This window comes from Mesorhizobium sp. WSM4845 (assembly GCF_055811455.1).
This window is the reverse complement of sequence record NZ_JBVVQA010000057.1, coordinates 1-20657: the sequence shown is the minus strand read 5'-3', so window position 1 is coordinate 20657 and position 20657 is coordinate 1. Positions and strand designations below refer to the sequence as shown.

At 59.8% G+C, this 20657-nt stretch carries 13 protein-coding genes and 8 pseudogenes; 11 read left to right on the top strand and 10 right to left on the bottom strand.

What is annotated here, in order from left to right:
- The 8 genes and pseudogenes from AC0L2C_RS33410 to AC0L2C_RS33375 all read right to left on the bottom strand — a co-directional run.
- A pseudogene (locus tag AC0L2C_RS33410) lies at positions 1–77 on the bottom strand (Tn3 family transposase); the annotation flags it as partial.
- A 73-nt stretch (positions 78–150) separates the two neighbouring features.
- Positions 151–276: pseudogene (locus AC0L2C_RS33405) on the bottom strand (dihydrodipicolinate synthase family protein); the annotation flags it as partial.
- Positions 277–291: 15 nt separating this feature from the next.
- On the bottom strand, positions 292–1092 hold the full coding sequence (locus AC0L2C_RS33400; RefSeq protein ID WP_473525444.1) for a YggS family pyridoxal phosphate-dependent enzyme: 801 nt from the start codon (positions 1090–1092) through the stop codon (positions 292–294).
- A 17-nt stretch (positions 1093–1109) separates the two neighbouring features.
- Complete coding sequence (locus AC0L2C_RS33395) at positions 1110–1277, bottom strand: hypothetical protein (protein WP_473525443.1); 168 nt, start codon at positions 1275–1277, stop codon at positions 1110–1112.
- Positions 1278–2220: 943 nt separating this feature from the next.
- On the bottom strand, positions 2221–4080 hold the full coding sequence (locus AC0L2C_RS33390) for an ABC transporter ATP-binding protein (RefSeq protein WP_473525442.1): 1860 nt from the start codon (positions 4078–4080) through the stop codon (positions 2221–2223).
- An 897-nt stretch (positions 4081–4977) separates the two neighbouring features.
- Positions 4978–5088, bottom strand: a pseudogene (locus tag AC0L2C_RS33385) (phenazine biosynthesis protein PhzF); the annotation flags it as partial.
- Between the two features lie 132 nt (positions 5089–5220).
- A pseudogene (locus AC0L2C_RS33380) lies at positions 5221–5462 on the bottom strand (Tn3 family transposase); the annotation flags it as partial.
- A 788-nt stretch (positions 5463–6250) separates the two neighbouring features.
- Complete coding sequence (locus AC0L2C_RS33375; protein WP_473525441.1) at positions 6251–7177, bottom strand: LysR family transcriptional regulator; 927 nt, start codon at positions 7175–7177, stop codon at positions 6251–6253.
- Positions 7178–7293: 116 nt separating this feature from the next.
- Here AC0L2C_RS33375 and AC0L2C_RS33370 point away from each other — a divergent pair, with 116 nt between their 5' ends.
- The 8 genes and pseudogenes from AC0L2C_RS33370 (at position 7294) to AC0L2C_RS33335 (ending at position 13786) form a co-directional block, all read left to right on the top strand.
- A complete protein-coding gene (locus AC0L2C_RS33370; RefSeq protein ID WP_473525440.1) occupies positions 7294–8280 on the top strand; it encodes an NAD(P)H-dependent flavin oxidoreductase in 987 nt (328 codons plus the stop codon).
- Positions 8281–8340: 60 nt separating this feature from the next.
- The gene (locus AC0L2C_RS33365) at positions 8341–9171 is read left to right on the top strand and encodes an MFS transporter (protein WP_473525439.1); all 831 of its coding nucleotides are present in this window, start codon (positions 8341–8343) and stop codon (positions 9169–9171) included.
- Positions 9165–9695, top strand: coding sequence for an MFS transporter (locus AC0L2C_RS33360; protein WP_473525445.1), 531 nt, complete (start codon positions 9165–9167; stop codon positions 9693–9695). The genes AC0L2C_RS33365 and AC0L2C_RS33360 overlap by 7 nt, the downstream gene beginning before the upstream one ends.
- Positions 9696–9754: 59 nt before the next feature.
- Positions 9755–10177, top strand: a complete 423-nt coding sequence (locus tag AC0L2C_RS33355) for a tautomerase family protein (protein ID WP_473498196.1) — start codon at positions 9755–9757, stop codon at positions 10175–10177.
- Positions 10178–10249: 72 nt separating this feature from the next.
- On the top strand, positions 10250–11146 hold the full coding sequence (locus tag AC0L2C_RS33350) for an alpha/beta hydrolase family protein (protein WP_473525438.1): 897 nt from the start codon (positions 10250–10252) through the stop codon (positions 11144–11146).
- Positions 11147–11867: 721 nt separating this feature from the next.
- Positions 11868–12011: pseudogene (locus AC0L2C_RS33345) on the top strand (IS6 family transposase); the annotation flags it as partial.
- A pseudogene (locus tag AC0L2C_RS33340) lies at positions 11996–12543 on the top strand (transposase); the annotation flags it as partial. The pseudogenes AC0L2C_RS33345 and AC0L2C_RS33340, both read left to right, overlap by 16 nt.
- A 430-nt stretch (positions 12544–12973) precedes the next feature.
- Complete coding sequence (locus tag AC0L2C_RS33335) at positions 12974–13786, top strand: TIM barrel protein (protein WP_473525437.1); 813 nt, start codon at positions 12974–12976, stop codon at positions 13784–13786.
- Between the two features lie 14 nt (positions 13787–13800).
- Here AC0L2C_RS33335 and AC0L2C_RS33330 read toward each other — a convergent pair.
- Both AC0L2C_RS33330 and AC0L2C_RS33325 read right to left on the bottom strand, forming a co-directional pair.
- Positions 13801–14144 (bottom strand): annotated as a pseudogene (locus AC0L2C_RS33330) (type 2 periplasmic-binding domain-containing protein); the annotation flags it as partial.
- Positions 14145–14606: 462 nt separating this feature from the next.
- Entirely contained in the window at positions 14607–16682 is a 2076-nt protein-coding gene (locus AC0L2C_RS33325; RefSeq protein WP_473525436.1) for a S46 family peptidase, read from the bottom strand.
- 719 nt (positions 16683–17401) lie between these two features.
- On the opposite strand from AC0L2C_RS33325, the pseudogene AC0L2C_RS33320 reads away from it, so the two are divergent.
- The 3 genes and pseudogenes from AC0L2C_RS33320 to AC0L2C_RS33310 all read left to right on the top strand — a co-directional run.
- Positions 17402–17737 (top strand): annotated as a pseudogene (locus tag AC0L2C_RS33320) (helix-turn-helix domain-containing protein); the annotation flags it as partial.
- Between the two features lie 626 nt (positions 17738–18363).
- Positions 18364–19749 (top strand): TolC family outer membrane protein, encoded by a 1386-nt coding sequence (locus tag AC0L2C_RS33315; RefSeq protein WP_473498201.1) that lies wholly within the window; start codon positions 18364–18366, stop codon positions 19747–19749.
- Between the two features lie 293 nt (positions 19750–20042).
- Complete coding sequence (locus tag AC0L2C_RS33310; protein ID WP_473525435.1) at positions 20043–20501, top strand: NUDIX hydrolase; 459 nt, start codon at positions 20043–20045, stop codon at positions 20499–20501.
- Positions 20502–20657 lie beyond the last annotated feature (156 nt).

Genomic DNA, 20657 nt, shown 5'->3' with positions numbered 1-20657 from the left:
TAGATGCCTGTCAGGTTGATATGTTCCCAACTCAGCGGCGAGATATGCTTCAACAGCGTATCTGGAATGTTTCGCCCTGGCCTGCCGGCCATCTCCCCCGCAAGGAGGGAGATTGGCAGCTTCGCCGCTGCGCCCATCTCCGCAACATATGCCGGTGCTGCCGAGCAGGCTGATGGAATCGACCTCAGCCGTGATCAGCCGGCTGACCAGTTTCCGTAGCGCGTCAACGTCGACTCGGCCGGAACGATCGGCGGGGGTGATCGGAAAAGCAGACAGGCCGTTCGCGAAAAATCATGGTTCAATTCCTCGATCGGTGGGGACGAAACCCGGCCAGTAGTGGCCGTCAGGCGTCGGCCGCTTGCCGAAGATGGCCTGACCGACGCGCACGACAGTGGCGCCTTCCTCGATGGCTTCCTCGAAGTCTCCGGTCATACCCATGGAGAGCCCGGTGAGCGCGGCGTCGTGCTTCACGGCTTTGTCCCGCAGCCGGCGCAGCAGAATGAAGCAAGGCCGCACCTTGGCCATGTCGGAGGAAAACAGCGCAAGTGTCATCAACCCGCATGGCCGGAGACGGGGAAACTGATCGAGGGTCTCCACGAAGGGCAGCAGTGCGTTCGGATGGAGGCCGAACTTGCTGTCCTCGCCAGACGTGTTGACCTGCACATAGAAGTCGAGGAAGCGATCTTCGCGGTCCAGCCTCGTGTTCAGAAGGTCGGCGAGCCGCAGGCTGTCGAGCGCATGAAACTCACGCGCGAAGCGGGTCAGATATTTGGCCTTGTTGGTCTGCAGATGTCCGACGATGCTCCAGTCGATGGCGAGATCGTGAAGCGCCTCGCTCTTTGTCATTGCCTCCTGGATCTTGTTCTCGCCGAAGGTGCTGATGCCGACGTCGAAGGCATATCGCAGGATATGGGCCGGCACCGTCTTGGTGATCGGCAGCAACCGCACGGAGGCACGGTCGCGCCCGGCCCGCGCGCAAGCAAGCGTGATGCGCTCTTCAACCGACGCCAGATTGGTGCGGAAGCTGGTAAGGGGATCAGGCCCGAAGCGTTCGACGTCCTCGGGCGAAAGCGCCGGATTGTTCGTGCCCATTGTGATCTGCCCCTGGCTTAGACAAGCTCGTTGGCCTTGAGCCACGTGTAGCCGACGCCACTAAGAAACACGAGGCTCTTGTCGGGCGCTGCATAGATGGTCCGATCCGCCGCCGTAGCGACGGCAGACAATGTGCAGACGGTGGCGAAAGCAAGAATTGCAACTGATGATGTGCAGCGATTCATGGGGCGGCCTCCTTGGCCCCCCAGGGATCGGGATAGCCCGTTTGTGATTTTCCGTTAAACGTCGGCGGCTCTCAGCGCCTGTACGCGGGGAGTTGTTTGTCGCGTCGACCATTCCTGGGCATTGGTGCAAAGACGTTGAACTCCGATGCGATGTCGAGGACGGCTTTGGTCGTTGCCCTTTGTCTGGTGCGCACCGCGCTCGTTGCCCGTTCTACATGGGTAGCGGTGGGCTGCCTTGAGCTGGATCAGTTTTAGGACGAACGGCCTTGTTCAATTCCGGCTCGCGACCTCGTTGCGGGGCCAATTGCAGTGGCGTCGGCAAACGAGCCACCCCCCGGCCCTGCCGGTCATGCGTTCGCTGACCCCAATTCCCGAAGCTCGTCGAGCATGGCGACGTCGAGCCGGTTGGGGCAATCTGCCATGCGCCCCTGCTCCTCGGCGTGTTGCCTGCGCCGTTGCGGACCAGAGGCCGCGATAGCACCGGCGCAATTAACCAGCGGTGTTGCGTCACCCAACTCTTGTACCACGCCTTGTGACCCGGTCCGGATTGCACCAGACGGAGTTTCCAATGCTTTTTCGACTCGGCTCACCCCTCGTATCGTAAGCCTCTGTGTCCTTGCACGTTCGGGCACCGCCTCAGCAGCGACTTTGTGTCCCGCGTCCAATCGTCGACGACAGTGAGGATGTGGAACGGTCGGAGACGAAGTCGAGCGATCACCACTGCTTAAGACTCGGCGGTACCAGCATCGGCACGGCCGCGGGCGGTCAGCTTCTCGCGATAGAACCGAAGAGCTCTTGTGGCAATCTCGTCGCCCATTCCCACACATTTGCGACGGAGGCGGCGAAAGCCGAGATTTGTCTAACGCCAACATGCCCGCTCTCTACGACAACAGCCAAGCATTGCAAGCAGCGCGGAGCCGTGACGAACGACCTTCCAGTCGGCCTATCTCTCCTCGGAACTGTCGGCAATGTGGCCGCCGGTCTGCCGCCGCCACAGGCGGGCATACAGGCCGTCGTGTTTGAGTAGCTCCGAGGGGGAGCCCTCCTCAACGATGCGCCCTTTGTCGAGCACGACGATCCTGTCCATGCTGGCAATCGTCGACAGGCGATGGGCAATGGCGATCACCGTCTTGCCCTCCATTATAAGCTCGAGTTTTTCTTGGACCGCCGCCTCGGCTTCACTGTCCAGGGCAGAAGTCGCCTCGTCTAGAAGGAGGATTGGCGCGTCCTTAAGCAGCACCCGAGCGATGGCGACCCGCTGACGCTGGCCGCCAGAAAGCTTCACCCCGCGGTCACCGACGAAAGCATCGTAGCCGGTGCGGTTTTCGCTGTCCTTGAGATCGGCCACGAAACCGTCCGCATCGGCCAGCATTGCGGCGCGTTCGACCTCCTCCGGCGAGGCATCCGGCCGGCCGTAACGGATATTGTCCCCGACAGAGCGATGGAGCAACGAGACATCCTGGGTCACGACCCCGATATTCTGACGCAGGCTTGCCTGCGTCACCGAACGGATATCCTGGCCGTCGACTACGATTGCGCCATCGTTTACGTCGAAGAACCGCAGAAGCAGGCTGACAAGCGTTGACTTGCCGGACCCCGACATGCCGACGAGCCCGACCTTCTCGCCGGCGCGGACCCTGAGCGATAGATTCTCGATTACCCCTTTTCCTTGCCGGTATTCGAACCGGATATCTCTGAACTCGACCGCGCCGGCGACAACGGCCAGCGGCCTGGCTCCGGAGACATCGGTTACCGTTGAAGGCGTGGTGATGACCGGCATCGCGTCGCGTATCGTGCCCACAGCCTGGAATATCTGCTGTCCTAGCTGGAGAAAGGCCAGGGAGTTGGCGTTGAGCCGCTGAACGAGTGCGATTGAAGCAACAAATTGGCCGGTGGTGACAAAACCGGCCACGAGTCCCCAGAGCCCGACGGCGATGTTGGTCAGCGAAAGAAGTACGTTCAGCAGGACGACGCTGGTATCGCTTGTTAAGTGGATGCGCCGTTCAAGCTGTTGCGTCTCAATGGCATCTCCCATGATGGTGCGCATTGCGTCCGCCTCGCTGTCTTCGGCCGCAAACAGCTTGACCACGTGGATGTTGCTGTAGAGGTCGGTCATGGAGCCGACGACGAGGCTGCGCGCGCGGGCAGAGTGGCGGGACCGCACGGCAAAATATGGCACTGCCACAACCGCGACTGTGACGTTCGCCACGATCCAAAAAAAGACCGGAAGCGCCAGCGGCCAGGACAGCGTGGCAAGCAGCGAAAGCGAACCGAGAAACTGCACGAGAAAATACGGTATGCTGGAAGACGCTACGACGATCTGCTGCTGCACGGCGGCGGCGAGTTGCGAAATGCGCGACGCCACCTGGCCGGCGAAGAGATCGTGGAAGAATGCAAGGTCCTGACGTTCGACCGCCTTGTAGCCATGCCATTGCATAGCCGCGGGCATGCATACGGACACTGCCTGGGAACCCAATGTCTTGGCGATGAACATCAGCAGCGGTTGCACGGGGAACATCAGCAGGCCGAGGAACGTGAGCATAGGCCAAGCTTCCTCAAGGAAAACCGCCGCACCGTTCGTGCTCACCCCGTCCACAATGATATACATGCCCCATATCACCGCGAGGTTGATTCCCTCGACCGCCATCATGAAGACGGCGATGGCCGCCAGCACGCCACGGAACATGCGTGCGAAATGCAGAAGCAGCGCAAACGGACCTGTTGCCGGCAAAGGCGCGTAGGGGATATCCAGCGGGCGGATAAGCGTCTCAAAGGGGCGATAGATGAAATGCGAAGGCGACATGGCGGGTCAAACCGGCTGATCAGAAGAATGGGTGGGCGCATCGGAGGAGTGCGAGAGCGCGCGCCCCCTTAACTGCCAAGCGCACGTTCCTCGTCTACACACAATGCGTTCCCGGCGCGCTTCGAGCGGACCACGCAAGGCTGAGGGGCGCACTTGAATGAACATGCGCGCTGTGGCCACGTTCGAGAGCTGCATAGGGTGGCCCTCGTAGTGCTGGTGGACGGCTTGGCTGAAGGAGGCGCGATCTATGAGGAGGCGCCGCGGCTGGCTATAGCGGTCCAGCTCCCCAGGTGTGGCTGGGTTCATCGTCCTGTTCTGGCCGTCTCATTGCGGGCATCGAGCACGCTCCTGGTTGATTTCTCGGTCCTCCACGACGCCCTGCCGACGTCTCACTTACGAGATCAGCGCAATTTCCGTGCCGGATTTGCGCTCCGTTTCGTTCCACCGCTTGCTCGCCAGCCGGTGCCTGGCTGTAACGGCCAGCGGGTGGGGCTCCGACACTCTTGTTCAGTTTCGGACACAAAAAAGTCGCTATAGACATGCTCGGGAAGACCGGATGGAACCTCGAGCATGTAATCGTCGCACCCGAGCCGAATTTCATCCTCACCGGCTCCCGACCAGGGCGCTTGCTGAAAAGAGCGCTTGCTGCGCCAGCCATGAGTTCGCGGTAACCGCCGCAACCTTTTTCTGATATCGACCTGCGGGTTCACGGAAGAAGCCGATCCCGCGCGTCGCGCGATCGAGCGACTGCCGATCATCTGCGGGGAGGACATTCCCTCACGACCTGATCTTTGAATCGGACATTTCGGTCGAACGAGTGCAGGAGCTACTCCATGACGGCGTTTAGAAGCCGGGGTCGCTAGGCTGTCGCTGAAGATCGACCACGTTGCGAAAGAGCGGCAGTTTCGCCAGATCGAACTCATCGAAGGTCGGGCCGTCGTGCTTGCTCACCGCGCAACGCACCGGTCCGATATTCTCCTCCAGCACGAAGATGCCGGTCGCCTCGCCAGGGAGTTCAGCACCACTGCACTGATGCGATTGCAGTTAAAATGAAGAATCCGAGCTACGCCATTCTCGCAATAAACTGCCAAACCTGACTGAACGACTGCGTTCTCACTATTAACTGCCAAGCGACACTTCGTGGATTTCGCGCCGGAAGGCTTCCGAGCCGAGATAGCGGTGAGAAAAATGGTCTTGATTGCCTTGCCGAGTTGGGCCAGCGCCCTGTAGCTTGGGCGCTGCACGCTCGCCCGCGCAAAGCGGCGCAGGATCGATTCCGCATCGGCCGTGCGGTGCTGCAGGGCCGCCGCATATTTGATCAACTCGTCATACTGCTGCTCGATGAGGTTCCAGTCGATCGCCCGTGTCAAGATCGGCAGAAGGCTCGCGCGCCATTTCGGTGTCGGGCACCCCGCACTTCATCGGCAAGAGAACGGGCGACGGTTCCGGCCACGGTCGCCAACCATCTGGTGGCGCACCGCGACGGTCCGGCTCTTATGCCAGGGCGAACTGGGGAGCACATGCGCCCCCTGCCATGACGCACGCATCCAGAAGGAAGAGGTGAGAGGTTACGCGAAAGAGTGTGATGGAGTGGGAGGCGCATCGCGTTCGACCATCCGTGGATTCGGCAGCCTTGATTAAGGTCTGCGACGTCTGACCAAGGCCATCCATGGCGGAGTGCTCTCGCTGAGGTTAAAGGCAGCCTCTTCGGCTTCGTACCGGGTCAGCCCGGTGAGCGGCCGACCGTATCTCTCGGCGGGAAGCCCTGTCAGGCTATCGATCACAGACCACAGCCCTGGTTCCGACGGCAGAATCTTGTAGCGCCTCATCGAGCCCTCGCTTGCTAGAAGCACAGAGAACTCCCGCTTTACCGCAAAGTTCCGCAGTGCAGCATCAAAATGTTGCGACGCACTATGAGGGATGCAGTTCATATGACGGGCGGGGTCCTTTTGGCGCGCTGCCCGGCTGCCGGGTGCTGGTCGCCGGCCCGGCCGGCCTTGATAGGGCAGCTCTGGGGCTTCGACGTGTCACGCAACTCGGCATTCCGGCTCGAGCGGCACGGCCAGCTCGTGTATGCGCGCATTGGGGCAAACCCGCCGGGCGATATCGCAAAGATGCTGGTGATGAGTCAGATAGATCTGACTGACCCCTTGTTTTTGCTCCACCTTTCTTAAGCCCGCTGCAGTTGTCGGGCCGGCTCTGGTCCTGCCGGCTGAGGCCGTGAATGCGCCTCAGACGCCACCGCCATGAAAGCCTGAAGTGCCGCGGAGAGATACTCGTCGCTCCGCGTCACAAAAACAGTCGGCGCCGACCGCAGATTGTCAGGTAGCTGGTGTATGATGACCAGTCCGTCGGCTGCCGCATCCTGAACGACCCCCCGAGGTAGCATGGCCATCCCTACCCCGGCGGCGACGCAGCCGATGATCCCGTCCATTGTTCCGAGTTCCATCCAGCGGACATGCGTTACCCCACACGCCGCCAGGAACATGTCCATGCGCCGGCGATAGGAACAGCCCGATCGAAAAGCGAGGACCTTCAGAGCCGGCGATGCGGCCAAGGCCTTCAGATCCGAAAGCTCGCGAAACCGCGGCGAGGAGATCACAACGAGCTCCTCTTCGACGATCGATAGGCTCTTCAGTTCGGGATGAGCGATGGGGCCGGAGACGAACGCGCCATCCAGTTTGCGTCCGACGACCTCGCTGACGAGCTGTTCCGTCGGGGCAGCCTCCACCAGTACGTCGACCTCTGGATATTCTGCAGCATAGCGGATCAGGATCGGCGGAAGGCGAAGCGCTGCAGTGGTCTCCATGGAGCCGATCCTGAGTAAACCGCACGGCGTACCGCGGTCTGTGACGACGCGCTTGGCTTCGTCCAGAAGCTCTCCGACGCGCTCGGCATAGGGAACGAGCTGAATGCCGGTGGCTGTCAGTGTAACCCCTCGCCTGGAGCGATGAAAAAGCGGAGCACCGATTTCCTCCTCAAGCGATTTTATTCTCGCGGTGACGTTGGATTGCACCGTGTTGAGCACACCGGCAGCCCCTCCGATACTGTTTGCTCTCACCACCGCCTGGAAAAACCTGAGGTCGGCGCTGTTCATCGGCCATCTCCTTTTCAGATGAAAAACATCTGATCTAATCGTTTGTCTTAAGTCAAGTGTCGCAATAGCGTCAAAGAAAAATTTCCGGGAACTTCCTCAAGCTGGGAGAAGTATTGATGACGATACGAACGCGTCTGACAGAATTTTTCGAAATCGAGCATCCCATCATCCTTGCCCCGATGACCCCGGCCGCGGGTGGCGCGCTTGCGTCCGCCGTCGCCGACGCCGGCGGTCTGGGCCTGTTGGGTGGGGGATATGCTGATCGTCAATGGTACGAAACAGAGTCGTCGCTGATTACCAATGAACGCGTTGGCTGCGGGTTCATCGCCTGGGTAGTCGAAGCCGACCTTGATCTGTTTGACCGCGCACTTGCGGAGCGTCCGTCCGCGATGATGCTTTCGTTTTCGGATCCGGCGAAGCTCGCGGCACGGGTCAAGCAGGCGGGTGTTCCGCTGATTTGCATGATCCACACACTCGAACATGCCCGGCGCGCAATCGACGTTGGCGCCGACGTTCTTATTGTTCAGGGGACTGAGGCCGGCGGCCATGGCCTGGTCGCGCGGTCAACCATGCCCTTCGTTCCCGCAGTCGTGGATCTGGTGGCAAAGATTTCGCCTTCTGTCATTGTCGTGGCGGCAGGCGGCATTGCCGACGGTAGGGGCCTGGCCGCTTCGCTGATGCTCGGAGCAGACGGGGTCCTGATGGGAACCAGGTTCTGGGCTACGCGCGAGTCGCTCATCCATCCGGCAGCCAAGGACAAGGTAGTCGCGGCCTCTGGCGACGAGACAATCCGGACTTCCGTCTACGATATCGTCCGTCAGAAGGCCTGGCCCGCTGGCTATACCGGCCGACTGCTCAAAAACGGCTTCATCGACAAGTGGCACGGGCGGGAAGAAGAGCTGCGCACGCTGCATTCCGAAGAATTGTCGAAGGTCGAGGCGGCATGGGCCTCCGGCGACTATGACACGGCCAACGTGACTGTCGGTGAGGCGGTGGGCCTCATCAACGATCTGCCGTCGGCGAAGGACATCGTTCGCCGAACGGTGCGCGAGGCAGGCGAAAGACTTGGGGTCTACGCATTCGGTCAGCGCATCGCGAGCTGACTTACCACGGCCCTGAAGAGAGGGCCGACTGCTTTCAAAACATAAAAGGGGAACTGCAGCATGCAACAGCTACAGGAAAGGGGCGACTCCGTCCGCAAACCAGGTATCTGGACCGTCGTCCTAGCATCAAGCGCCGGCACGGTCATCGAATGGTACGACTTCTATCTTTACGGAAGTCTGGCGATTTTCTTCTCAACGCTCTTCTACCCTGCCAATGAACCGACGGCAGCTGTTCTGATCAGCGTCGCAACCTTTGCCACAGGCTTCCTCGTGCGCCCATTGGGAGCCCTGCTGTTCGGCAGCATCGGCGACCGCGTCGGACGCAAGAGCACGTTCTTGATGACGCTCCTTCTGATGGGCATTGCGACCGCGCTCGTCGGCGTCTTGCCAACCTTTGAGACCGCGGGATATTTCGCACCGATCGCTCTTGTGGTCCTTCGGCTGATCCAGGGATTGGCGATAGGCGGCGAATACGGCGGCGCCGCCGTTTACGTTGCAGAACACGCACCGGCGAACCGGCGCGGGTTCTTCACGAGCTTTATCCAGACAACGGCAACCGTCGGCTTTTTTCTGGCGATTGTCGTCGTGCTTACGTGTCGGCTGTCGCTCGGCGAAGAACTCTTCAAGCAATGGGGTTGGAGAATTCCGTTCCTGCTATCATCGGTTTTGATCGTGCTGTCCCTTTATCTGCGCCTCAAGCTGAGCGAATCCCCGGTCTTCGAGGAGCTTCGCAAAGGCGGGAAGACCGCAAAGAGCCCAATCCGTGAGAGTTTCGCCACCGGTGATGGCGTGCGTATGCAGCCTTTGCACTGTTCGGGGCGACCGCCGGCCTGGGGTGCGTTTGGTATACAGGCCAGTTCTACGCACTGTATTTCTTGCAAAGCGTGCTGAAGCTTGACTTCCTGACAGCGAACATTTGCCTTGCTGCTGCTTTGGTGATCGGAACGCCCCTCATCGTTTTCTTCGGCGCCTTGTCCGACCGGATCGGCCGTCGCAAGTTGATTGTCACCGGTTTCATTCTGGCAGCCGTGTTCTATGTTCCAATCTATCAGGGCATCGCCGCCGCCGTCGCTGCCCAGAACTTCGTTTTGGTAACAGCGCTGATCGTCGCCCAACTCGTTTTCGTCGGATTGGTCTATGGCCCTATGGCAGCTTTCCTCGTCGAGCTCTTCCCGGCGAAATTGCGCTACACCTCGCTCTCGCTGCCCTATCACATCGGAACAGGCGTGTTTGGCGGCTTTGTTCCCCTCATCAACCTGTCGCTGGTTGCCTACACGGGCAACATCTATGCGGGCCTGGCCTATCCCATTGCGATCGCGATCATGAGCGCAGTCGTAAATGTTCTCTGGTTCCCCTGCGCGCTGGCTGGGGAGCCCGAGGCTGCCCCAACCGGCCTACCTGCGAGGGCAATCTGAATCTTCACCGGGACGCCGAGTGCGCGTCCCCGCCCTCTTCCTATTTCCGAGGACGACTCATGCCGCTGATAAAAATTAACCTTCTGAAGGGCCGATCGCCTGGGGAGCAGGACAAGATCCTCGACTGCATCCATGAGGCGGTGGTCAGGGCTTTCCATGTACCGCCAGCCGATCGCTATCAGATCCTGATCCAACACGAGAGATCGCATGTGCGCGCGGAGGATACCGGTCTTGGTCTTTTTCGCAGTGACAGGCTGATCATTATCGAGGTGATCTCGCGAGCGCGGTCAACTGACGACAAACAGGCCTTCTATCGTTTCGTTGCAACAGGGCTTTTGGATGTGTGTGCGATCGACCCTGCAGATGTTGTGGTCAGTATCGTAGAAAATGGTGACGCGGATTGGTCCTTCGGCCTTGCAATTCATAACCGGCGAACTTCGCGGAAATTAGGCATCGCGGCGGTGAGACACGTCAATGTCTAATGCCAGTCCGATACGGCCGCGCCATCAGCTTTGACCGGCCGCGCAAATTCAAACAACAAGGAGAGAGCAGCTATGAAACAGCTACACCGAACCGTTGCAGCGTCACTGGGAATGCTGATGACAACTTTTTTAGTTTCGGCGCAAGCCAAGGAGGCCACCATCAAGTTCCAAGTCGAAGGCCAGTCAATCGTAGGCACGTTGGTCACGCCGGATGATGTCGCGAATCCTCCCGTCATCCTGATGCTTCACGGTTTCACCGGCAGCCGCAACGAATGGAGTTCGGAGGCGGTGAAGGAAGGCCTGTTCGGGCGTGCCGCGCCGGTGCTCGCAAAGAATGGCATCGCTTCGCTTCGGATCGATTTTCGCGGCAGCGGCGCGAGCGACGGCAAATTCGAAGACATGACCGTCGAAACCGAGATAACGGACGCACAAGCGGCGCTCGACTTCCTATCGACGAATGACAGCGTCGACGGCAAACGTATTTCGTTGATGGGAATGAGCCTGGGCGGTGCGGTCACGACAGCAGTTGCCGGCCGGACGAAAACGCCTTTAAAGTCTGTCGTGCTCTGGAACCCCGGCATCAATCTTCCGGCAGCGTTCATCTCCATTTTTGGCGAGAAGCAGATGGCGGAAGCTGTGACAGCGGGCGATAAAGTCTATCCGGCCAAGCGCGTCGGAGATGAGAAGGAAATTCCCTTGAAAGGCCGCTTCTTCGAGAGCCTATACGCGGTGCAGCCTGCCGGCGAAATCTCGCGCTACAAGGGGCCGCTGTTCCTCGCGGTCGGCACGCGCGACAGCATCGTCTTTCCCCAACCCGTTCTCGCCAAGTCGTTGCTGGCTTATCACGACGGTCCGGAAGAACTGTGGGCTGAACCCGTTGATCATGGTTTCGGCGTTGAACAGAGTGCCAAGACCGTGGACAAGCTGATCTTAGCGACGGTCGCCTTTCTAAAGTCCAATGGCGAATAATTTGCGGCGTCGAACGGCGCTCGCTCGGCCGCCAATGCCGCCGGAACTGGCGGCGTCTTAGCGAAAGCGGTAACGCTCGCCTGTCAGTTACCCTTCATGCAGGATGCCTGCCCGCGTGAACCTGCCCGGTTCCCGAGTACATCCGCCCCGTGACGACCGGAAGAAAAATTCGAGCTGATCGTAGGCCGCTCGCTGGCTGAAGACGGCGCGGCTATGATCGCGGACTGCAACGGCGTACTCTCGACCAAGAAGCACCCAATCAGGATATTACCTTTCGTACCGGCAGTTGGGAAGAAGTCCCGTCGCACGCGGAAATGATCGCAGGCGAGCGAGCATGTCCTCGACTGGTTCCATATCCCCATGCGCAATGGAAGCCGCTTCCTTCCGCGGCTAACCCGCTCCTGCCCCGTAACTGCGCGCAGGATTGCTGGCCGGCGTCGCCATCGTCGAGCGCGCCGGGCCTGCGATGCTCGAGATGCTTCACGCCCGTACGAGGGGAGCATGAGGATTTGTGGGGCGGTCAAGCCGCGCGGACCATTTCGCCGTTCTCGTGATTGTCGTTCGCCATGCCGGGATACCATTTGCCGGAAGGTCGACCGCAGGGAGCCATCGAGGGTCTGCGTGCGGGTTTTCAGCAGAAGATGTGCGCGAGGCTGTGTTGCAAAGTCTTCGGTAACCAGGCGCATGGCACGGCCTCTGGTAGTTTCGCCGGAGAGTTCAGATGTTCAAGGGCCGCCATTTCGACCAGTCCGTCATTCTGCTTTGCGTTCGCTGGTATCTGGCCTACGGCTTGAGCCTTCGCGATTTGAAGGAAATGACGGCCGGGCGCGGCATCAGTATCGATAGGCGCCGGTTATGGCCATGGTGCAGCGACCGACCGACGTCACGACCGGCGCTCCGGCCGGTGACGCGCGTGCCGCGGTCGTGACCGGTCTCTCAGCGCGAGCAAGCGACGCGTCATTAAAGCGCAGATCGAGTCGAGAGCTCATTTGATGAGCGACGAGTGGAAAGCATTCATGGCCATTGGTGAGAAGCTTTGCCAAGCAGGAGACCGTGAAGCATTCCAGTGGTGAGTATGTTCGCGATGCCGTCCACGTCAATTCGGTAGAGGGCTTCAACTCCCGCGTCCGCCGTACCATCGCCGGCGTCTTTCATCATATCAGCCAGCAGCATGCCGACCTTTCCACGAGGTTGGCTTCCGATGGTCACAGCGCGTGGTATCCGGGAGCGCCGTTCGGAAAACCCGGCATGGTCTAGAAGTCTTGAGGACCATCTGGTCGCGCGTGCCGCCGGCGCTACAGCTACTGAGCGTTTTTCGCGTCGCCACGGGGCGTCAGATGCGCCGAAGCCTGGGTGGAGGAATCATCATCAAATCAACCGTAGCTGCCTTTGGTTGATAAATGCCTCGTACGATTTTGAGCAGTTCTTGTTCCGACCCCATCATGCGAAGATCGTGTGACTCTCCAAGTTTTGGCAAAACGAGAGGCATCCCACAGATGGGGCACTCGGCTGCTGCGGGTCACCTTCGACGACAGTCACACTTACTGATCTCGATTTGATTGTTGAACCTCGGTCTTAAGAGCAGCAGTGCTGACCTCGAAATGAGTTTGGCCGCATGGCACGCGCAAGCGGAGCACCCTGGCCAGCCATTGTGCTCCAATCCGTGCTGTTTGCTCTCACAACCGCCTGGAAAAACCGGAGGTCGGCGCTGTTCATCAGCCATCTCCTTTTCAGATGAAAAACATCTGATCTAATCGTTTGTCTTAAGTCAAGTGTCGCAATAGCGTCAAAGAAAGATTTCCCGGAACATTGAAGGAAAGCCAAGCCATGCGCCAAGCAGCGCCCCGCTTTGCACTCGACCACATGGCGACGTCCGGACTCGACGTCAGGGCACTTTTCGCTTTTGCCCGTGACCAGGGCCTGACCGATGTCCAGATCCGCAGCCAACAGCGCAGCAATGCTATTGCACGCGGCATGCCGGCGGCGGACGTCCGGTCTGCCGCCGCCGAAGCAGGCGTTGGGATTATTTCCATCAATGCCTTGCAGCGCTTCAATGAGTGGACACCCGCCCGCAAGGCCGAAGCGAGCAAGCTCGCCGATTATGCGGCGGCCTGCGGCGCCAAGACGCTCATGCTGGTGCCGGTTAACGATGGCTCGTGGCCCGCCAATGGCGAGCGCCGGGGCGATCTCCGCTTTGCCTTGAAGGCGCTCAAGCCGATCCTCCAGTCGCGCGGCCTGATCGGTCTCATCGAGCCGCTGGGCTTCCAGACCTGCTCGCTTCGATCGAAGAACGAAGCGGCTAAGGCCATTGCCGCCATTGATGGCCAGTCCGTCTTCCGCCTCGTGCACGACACGTTTCATCACACGCTCGCCGGGGAGCCGTTCTTCTCCTGCGACCTGACCGGTCTCGTGCACATTTCAAGCGTGAACGATCCAATCCACTGGATTTACCCGGATCGCGTCCTAGCAGGTTCCGACAATGGCAGCCAGATCCAGGCGCTGCTTGATGGCGGTTATGAGGGCCCCTTCTCCTTCGCACCGTTTGTCGACGCAGCCCACGCGCTGGACGACGTCGCAGGCGCACTTGCCGCGAGTATCGATCTCGTCCGACAAGGGCTATTGACGCGAATGGCGGCGTGAGACGCGGGAGTAAATTAGGGGTGCCTGAGACGGCTTTTGGCGTCCCGCGGAGAAGTCATTCGAGACGCCTCCTGTAACACTATCTCTCGCATCCAGATGCTTGCCGCATCACTGTTGTGAAAGGCGGGCCATTGGAGGGCCTCGGTAAATGCGGGAAGCGGCAGCGGAAGTTCGATGATCCGCAGCGGGAACGTTTTCTTGAAATGCTCAATCAGCCGGAAGGGCATGGTCGCTATACGAGCTGTGCCTGAGACCATCGGCGGGATCATCCTAAACGCCTGCACGATAACCTCGACACGTCTCTTGAGGCCATGCTCAAGAAAAACCGCTCTTCGATGGAGGGCTTCAGCTCGGACCCTGAGTAGTGCGATTAATGAACGTCACTTCGCTGGTCGAACGGGTGAACCGCTTCTATCGAGTCGTCGCCCGTGGCGCTTCCATTCCCTATGCTGCCTTCATTTCGCGGTCCTCGCCAAACTGTTCAGACAAATTAAGCCAGCTCTCCCGAGGACAGACGCCGGCAAGCAGTGCGTGGACTTAGCGAAACAGCCGTCCGCAATTTAGCCCTGTCCAGAGTTTGCGAAACACGCAAAAAAGATGAAAGTGCGATGTTCAGGCGCATCGGTGCGACTGCACAGATTAAGTCATTTGAATTTATGCCAAGGGGGAAACGGTATTGGGCAACGGCTCAGGCGCTGGCGAACCTTGAATGTTGCGCATGCATTGGAGCGCCGGCCGATTCGAGCACGATCAACGATCGCTGTGGCAAGCTCACGTCAATGTCCCCGAATTGCATTTCCCTACCACCAGACTACCCCGCTCAGGAGCGCGACGCCGGCAGCACTCCCATCTCCTTGAGCAACCGGCCAGCGCCGTCAATCTTGTCCATGATCCAGAGCATGAAGCGACTGTCGACATGGATGCTGCGATTGCGGTCTGCGGCATATGCCCAATCGGAGATCACTCCATCAAGCGTGCCATCGAAGGCGAGGCCGACGAACTCGCCGCGCCCATTCAGCGTGGCCGAGCCGCTATTGCCGTTGGTGATGTCGGCGGTGGACAGGAAGTCGACTGGAAGCGTGCCCAGCGCCGGCGCGACATAGGGGCCATAATCCTTGGCTCGGATCGCTGCGATAGCCGCATCTGGAGCATCGAACTCACCCTTGCCCGTTTCTTTGGCCAGAAGTCCCTCCGCCGTGGTAAAGGGCATCCATATCTGCCCGTCGCGTGTTCGCCCCGCCACCTTGCCCCAAGTGGTGCGCAGCGAGCCATTCGCGTCGGGATACATCGGCCGGCCGATTGCCTGCCGATAGGCACGCTGGCCGTGCATGTAGATGGCGCGAGCCGCCTGGCTGCGTCCAGCGCGGTCCTTCGCAGCGTGCTCCGCAGCTAAGTCGCCGGGGTAAAGAGCGAGCGCCAGCTTAATGAAAGGGTCCTCCGACGCCTCGAAGGCAGCAGCGGGCTTGTCAAGCCAGCCGAGCCGCATTGCCGTGTCTGCGAGTTTGGTGTCTGCATAAAGTCGGTCAAGGCCAATTTGACCCAAAGCGCTTTCGAAAGCAGTATCGCGATCCTTTGTGTCCAGCCGGCGATATTCGTCGAGTGCGGCCTCGAAAAGCTTTCGATCGATGTCTGGCAAATAGCGGCGTTCGATCTGCGTCAGCTGATCCGAGATTTCTTTACGGTCACGATCCTGAAAGCCGCTTTCACGGTCTTCATCGGGCTTCTCGTGCTCCTTTGTCCAGCGATAGAGAGTGCGTGCCGATGACAGTAGTTGCGCGCGATTGAGCAACGCCTGGCGCAGCCTCGCCAGCGAAGCCCGGCTATTCTCGCCCACCATCGCGTCCAGTTCGCGGATTGCGGCGTCAAAGCGCGTCTGCCGCACGGGATACTCAGCGACCCAGGCGCGAAAAGCTTCCTCCTCGGTAGCCTTGCGCGCGTCGAGGCCGATCGCGTCGGCGCCGGCTAGATCGCCCGCCAGCTTCTTCTTGTAGTTTTCCACGCCTTGTAGGATGGAGGCGTAGCGGATCTGCGCTTCGCGATTGCCTGCCGTGGCTTGGTTGATCTGAGCGGCATAATCCGAGAGCAAACGCTGGGACAGTGGTTCGTAGTCGGCGAAGTTGAACCGGACTTCATCGGCGGTGAGGAACCGCTGGGTTGCGCCGGGAAAGCCGGCGACCATCACGAAATCGCCTTCTTGGACGCCTTCACGGGCCATGGGCAGCCAACTCTTTGGCCGGTAAGGCACATTGTCACGCGCATAGGGCCGGGAGGAACCATCAGGAGCGACATAGGCGCGATAGAAGCCGAAATCGCCTGTGTGGCGCGGCCACATCCAATTGTCCGTTTCGCCGCCGAAGTTACTGATGCCGGGCGCGGGCGCGTAGACGAGGCGCACGTCCTCAATTTCGAGCTTCTGCTGGAGATGGTAGGAGGCGCCGCCATAATAGGGCATCACGTCGCAGCGGCGATTGGGCTGTTCTTCACACGCGGCGATCAGCGCCTTGCGGTTCGCTTCGAGCCGCTCATAGCGGGCAAAGCCGTTCAGCTTGTCCGAGACGCCCTTGAGCATGTCAGCGGTCACATCCCGCATATCCTCGATCACATAGATGCGGCTGCCGGGCGCCGCAGGCAATTCTTCACCCAGGCTCTTCGCCAGAAACCCGTTGGTGAGATAGTCTTGGCTCTCCTTGCTGTTGTACTGGATGGATTCCAGCACGCAGTGATGGTTTGTGGCGACCAGTCCTTGCGGACTGACGAATGAGGCGGAGCATCCGCCCAGTGAAACGATCGCGTTAAGCGGAGCAGCGTCCAGACGGCTCAGCTGCGCGGGATCGATCTGGAGCCCATCCGCGCGCATGGCCGCGCCGACTTCTGCACTCTGGGCCGGCATCCACATGCCTTCGTTCGCCGATGCAGCAGTGGCCGTCCACAGCAAGGCGATGGCACTTACCCAAGCAACCCTATCACATTCGCAGTTCATACTGGTGTCTCTCCCACTCTATCTACTGTCTCCGCCGACTGGATCGATGAGCTATCGGGCTGGCCGGCGACGCCAGCGCCTGCGCGGCTGCCACTGGGTGAAGACTAAGGGGACGGTCAACGCAAACATCTGAATGACGCTTCCCTCACATCGTATCGGTTCCGTGCAACGTTTGCGGTTTATCCGTTGCACTAATCGTGCCAAATGAATAAAGCTTTCAACGACCCAAATGGTAAGCTGCCTTCCATGTCCGACCTCCGACATTTCGTCGTAGACCCGACACCCTCGTCCTCGCCAGCGACGAAGCCCGCTGCCGAACGGCCGTCGCTGGCCATTAATTGTGAGAGTGCGTTTCTTCACCTAGCCGTATACGCCGAAGACCATGCGGTATCCTGGGCATATCCTTGCTGGTGTTCGCCGGTCGGGAAGTGGAGCGACCCATCTGCGAACATCTGAATTATTATCGCCGCTTGAGGCGCCGGGCGGTTCAGGAACTGCTCAGCTGCCGTTCCGCTGTGCCAATTATGCGACTTTGACCTGTAGCAGCTAAGTTAAAATGTCCGGATCTGGCAAAGTAGGAATGTCGCTCCTGCCTTGCCAATCTGCCCGCATTCGAGAGCGCGGGAGATTGCAGATTGGGACTGGTTCTGATGAGCGAACGCGAGCTGCGGCGTATCGAGGTTTTGTCGAAGATTGTTGAGCGGCGAATGACGAGCGTTGCGGCGGCAAGTTTGCTCGGCGTTTCAGTTCGTCAGATCCAGCGGCTGTTGAAGACGTTCCAGGCTGATGGCGCTGGGGCTCTCCGGCACAAGGCGCGTGGCCGGCGTTCCAACAATCGCATTGTCGATGGTGTTCGCGACTTCGTGCTAGAGCTGATCCGCGAACACTACATCGACTTCGGTCCGACGCTTGCCCGCGAGAAGCTGATCGAACGGCATCAGCTGGCGGTCAGCAAGGAGACGCTGCCTTCGCCAACAAGGTTTTAGCACGCCTGATCTTCCTCGATGAGACGTCGACCAATACCAAGCTGACCAAAGACACCGGCTGGGTAGCGAAGGGCGAGCGCTTCAGGACGCATGCGCCGCCATTCGGCCAATGGCAGACGCAGACCTTCATCGCTGGGCTGCGATGCCACGGTCTTGTCGCACCGTTGATCATCAACGCGCCGATGAACGCCGCCATCTCCGAACGCTACGTCGAAACTCTCAAATCGCTCCCGAACTGATGCCCGGCGAGGTGCCGCTGTCAATCTCGAAACGAGATGACGGTCGCTGGGGTCGCAATCGAATGAGCTTGATCCGGGGCCCGCCCTTTTTGCGTGCGAATGTCTGGTCCAATGGTTATCAGGCAGGGAGCAGTTGTATCCATCATTTGGATGCATCGATCCAAACAATCTATTTGTTCAATTTATCACTCTTCGCAAAAAGCTTTCCGCGGTCCGAAGCGTGGCTGCGCCGATCCGCACCCAGGAGGCGCATGAGGTACTCACAGCGTCCTAGTTGCGGGCCCGAGTAATCTGGGCGCGTTCAACGCGGGGCCCGTGCGTTGATTGGTAGCTGCTGTGCGGCCGGGATTATCCAGCGTTCAGAATGGGGAAATGAATTTGCGATCACGTAAGAGACTGGCGGGACTGGCATTGTGGATTGTAGCGACTGCACCGCTATCTTCGAACGCCGCCTCCGCCGAGAGCATTTTGGAAGCCCTATCGGAGGCATACCAGAACAATTCTTCTCTAAATTCGTCCCGCGCCAAGGTCCGCGTTACCGATGAGAGCGTAGCCATCGCCAAGTCAGGGTGGCGCCCGACGATCGAGGTTTCCGCGAACGTCGGTCAGTCCAGCAGCCATGTTAACGGGAGCAATAAAAACGCGCGAAAGACGACCGGCGAATATGGCGTCAAGATTAAGCAGACGCTGTTCGACGGTTTTCAGACTAGGAACAACGTCGCCGCCGCCGAATCGCAGGTCAGAGCTTCGGTCGAAAGCATGCGCAACACCGAAGAGAACATCCTGTTCAAATCAGCCCAGGCGTATATGAACGTCGTTCGCGACCGGCAGGTAGCGGTGCTGACGCAGCAAAACGTGCGGTTCCTGACCGAGCAGGCGCGAGCTGCGCGTTCGCGCTTCGAGGTTGGCGAGGTTACGCGTACCGACGTCGCTCAAGCCGACGCTTCGCGCGCGTCTGCCGTGGCGGAATTGGCCGGCGCCCGTGAGCAGCTCCTAGTGAGTGCGGCGACCTATCGTCAGCTCGTCGGCCACGAGCCGGGGAGGCTCAGAGCCGCTTCGCCGCCATCGAAGCTGTTGCCGCCGAGTCTCGATGCGGCAATCGTGACTGCATCAAGCGAGCACCCCGCCATCCTGGCCTCGCAGCATCTGGTCGACGCGGCAGCGTTTTCGGTGAAATCGGCCGAAGGTGCGCTGCTGCCTCAACTCTCCGCTTCCGCTGGCGTCTCGAGCGCCTATCGCAACACCTCGCCTATAGCGAGCCAGCAGGACGGCACGACCAATTCGGCCAGCATCGGCGCGACATTGACCATACCGATGTATTCGGGTGGCCGCAGTTCGGCGCTTGTACGACGGAACAAGGAATCGCTTGGTCAGGCCCGGATCGAAACCGATGTCGGCCGCGATCTGGTGCGTCAGCAAGTGATTGCAGCATGGACCACGTACACCGCAGCCCGGCAAACTGTAGCCGCCAACAGGCAGGTGACTGCCGCTACGCAGCTTGCCTTGAACGGCGTCATCGAGGAGCGCGATGTCGGCCGACGCACCACGCTCGACGTTCTCAACGCCCAGGCCGCAGTCATCTCCGGCAAGATCAATCAGGCCAAAGCCGAACACGACGTGGTGGTGGCGAGTTATGGCATCCTACAGGCGATCGGTCACCTTTCGGCCAAGCGTCTCAACCTGCAGGTGACAAAATACAGGCCGGACGACACTGTCAAGGACAAGTGGACCGGTCTACGCACGCCAGATTCGCGATAAACTGCCCGAGTTGAAGCTTCGCGTCGATGACAAGTGGATGCATTTTCGCCTCCCACCAGCATGGGAGTGCCTGCCTCTCATGTTTGATACGTCTCTCTCGGCATACGGGTTGCCGGCGAAACGGACCGGCCCGCGATCATATCGGGCGCGCCGTCGCGCAGGGCTTTGAAGACGGCTTATTGGACACCTCCCGGCCAGGGGCGGAGTCGTCCAAGAACCCAGCTGTGGCTATCGCCAAAAGCTAGCCCGCTACCGACAATACGGGCTAAGGTTTTAGCGAGATGGATGGCCGGTTGAAGAAAAAGAAGCTGGAGAAGCGAGCGCGCCGTGGTACGCCCATCGCACAGGTTGCCGCATTGCCTTATCGCCGCACTGCAGACGGAGACGATGAAATCTTGCGGCTAACGTCTCGGCAAACAGGCCGCTTCATCTTGCCCAAGGGGTGGCCGATGAAGGGTCGACAAGACCGCGAGGCTGCAGCTCATGAGGCTGGTGACGAAGCCGGAGTAGTGGGCACTTTCCATGAGCAATCCGTCGGCAGCTTCCATTATTGGAAGCGATTGAAGGACACATTTGTCCCGGTAACCGTTGAAGTATACCCGCTTCACGTGCAGCAGGAGCTGGATGAACGGAAAGAGCGGAAGTATCGAAGACGGGCCTGGCTTAAGCCCGATCAAGCAGCCCTCCTGGTCGACGAACCTGAGTTGGCTGCCCTACTGGAATCTATAGCGCCTGAACTGGCTTGTTTCTGAACGCTAGGATAAAACATGCTCAATTACCTGGCTCGCCCGCGTCGCACTCAACGAGGCGCTCCGGCGAGCGCGAAAGCGACGGCCTTCCGCTGAACTGGCGGAACTGAATGATGGAGGCTCGGTGATTCTGTCGCAAACGGAATGGCAGCCATATCT

What these genes read in the sequence shown, in the direction of transcription:
- AC0L2C_RS33365 (WP_473525439.1), top strand. Translation starts at nt 8,341, where the DNA reads ATGCAACAGCTACAGGAAAGGGGCGACTCCGTCCGCAAACCAGGTATC.
- AC0L2C_RS33350 (WP_473525438.1), top strand. Translation starts at nt 10,250, where the DNA reads ATGAAACAGCTACACCGAACCGTTGCAGCGTCACTGGGAATGCTGATG.
- AC0L2C_RS33335 (WP_473525437.1), top strand. Translation starts at nt 12,974, where the DNA reads ATGCGCCAAGCAGCGCCCCGCTTTGCACTCGACCACATGGCGACGTCC.
- AC0L2C_RS33390 (WP_473525442.1), bottom strand. Translation starts at nt 4,080, where the DNA reads ATGTCGCCTTCGCATTTCATCTATCGCCCCTTTGAGACGCTTATCCGC.
- AC0L2C_RS33370 (WP_473525440.1), top strand. Translation starts at nt 7,294, where the DNA reads ATGACGATACGAACGCGTCTGACAGAATTTTTCGAAATCGAGCATCCC.
- AC0L2C_RS33400 (WP_473525444.1), bottom strand. Translation starts at nt 1,092, where the DNA reads ATGGGCACGAACAATCCGGCGCTTTCGCCCGAGGACGTCGAACGCTTC.
- AC0L2C_RS33355 (WP_473498196.1), top strand. Translation starts at nt 9,755, where the DNA reads ATGCCGCTGATAAAAATTAACCTTCTGAAGGGCCGATCGCCTGGGGAG.
- AC0L2C_RS33325 (WP_473525436.1), bottom strand. Translation starts at nt 16,682, where the DNA reads ATGTGGATGCCGGCCCAGAGTGCAGAAGTCGGCGCGGCCATGCGCGCG.
- AC0L2C_RS33315 (WP_473498201.1), top strand. Translation starts at nt 18,364, where the DNA reads ATGAATTTGCGATCACGTAAGAGACTGGCGGGACTGGCATTGTGGATT.
- AC0L2C_RS33375 (WP_473525441.1), bottom strand. Translation starts at nt 7,177, where the DNA reads ATGAACAGCGCCGACCTCAGGTTTTTCCAGGCGGTGGTGAGAGCAAAC.
- AC0L2C_RS33395 (WP_473525443.1), bottom strand. Translation starts at nt 1,277, where the DNA reads ATGAATCGCTGCACATCATCAGTTGCAATTCTTGCTTTCGCCACCGTC.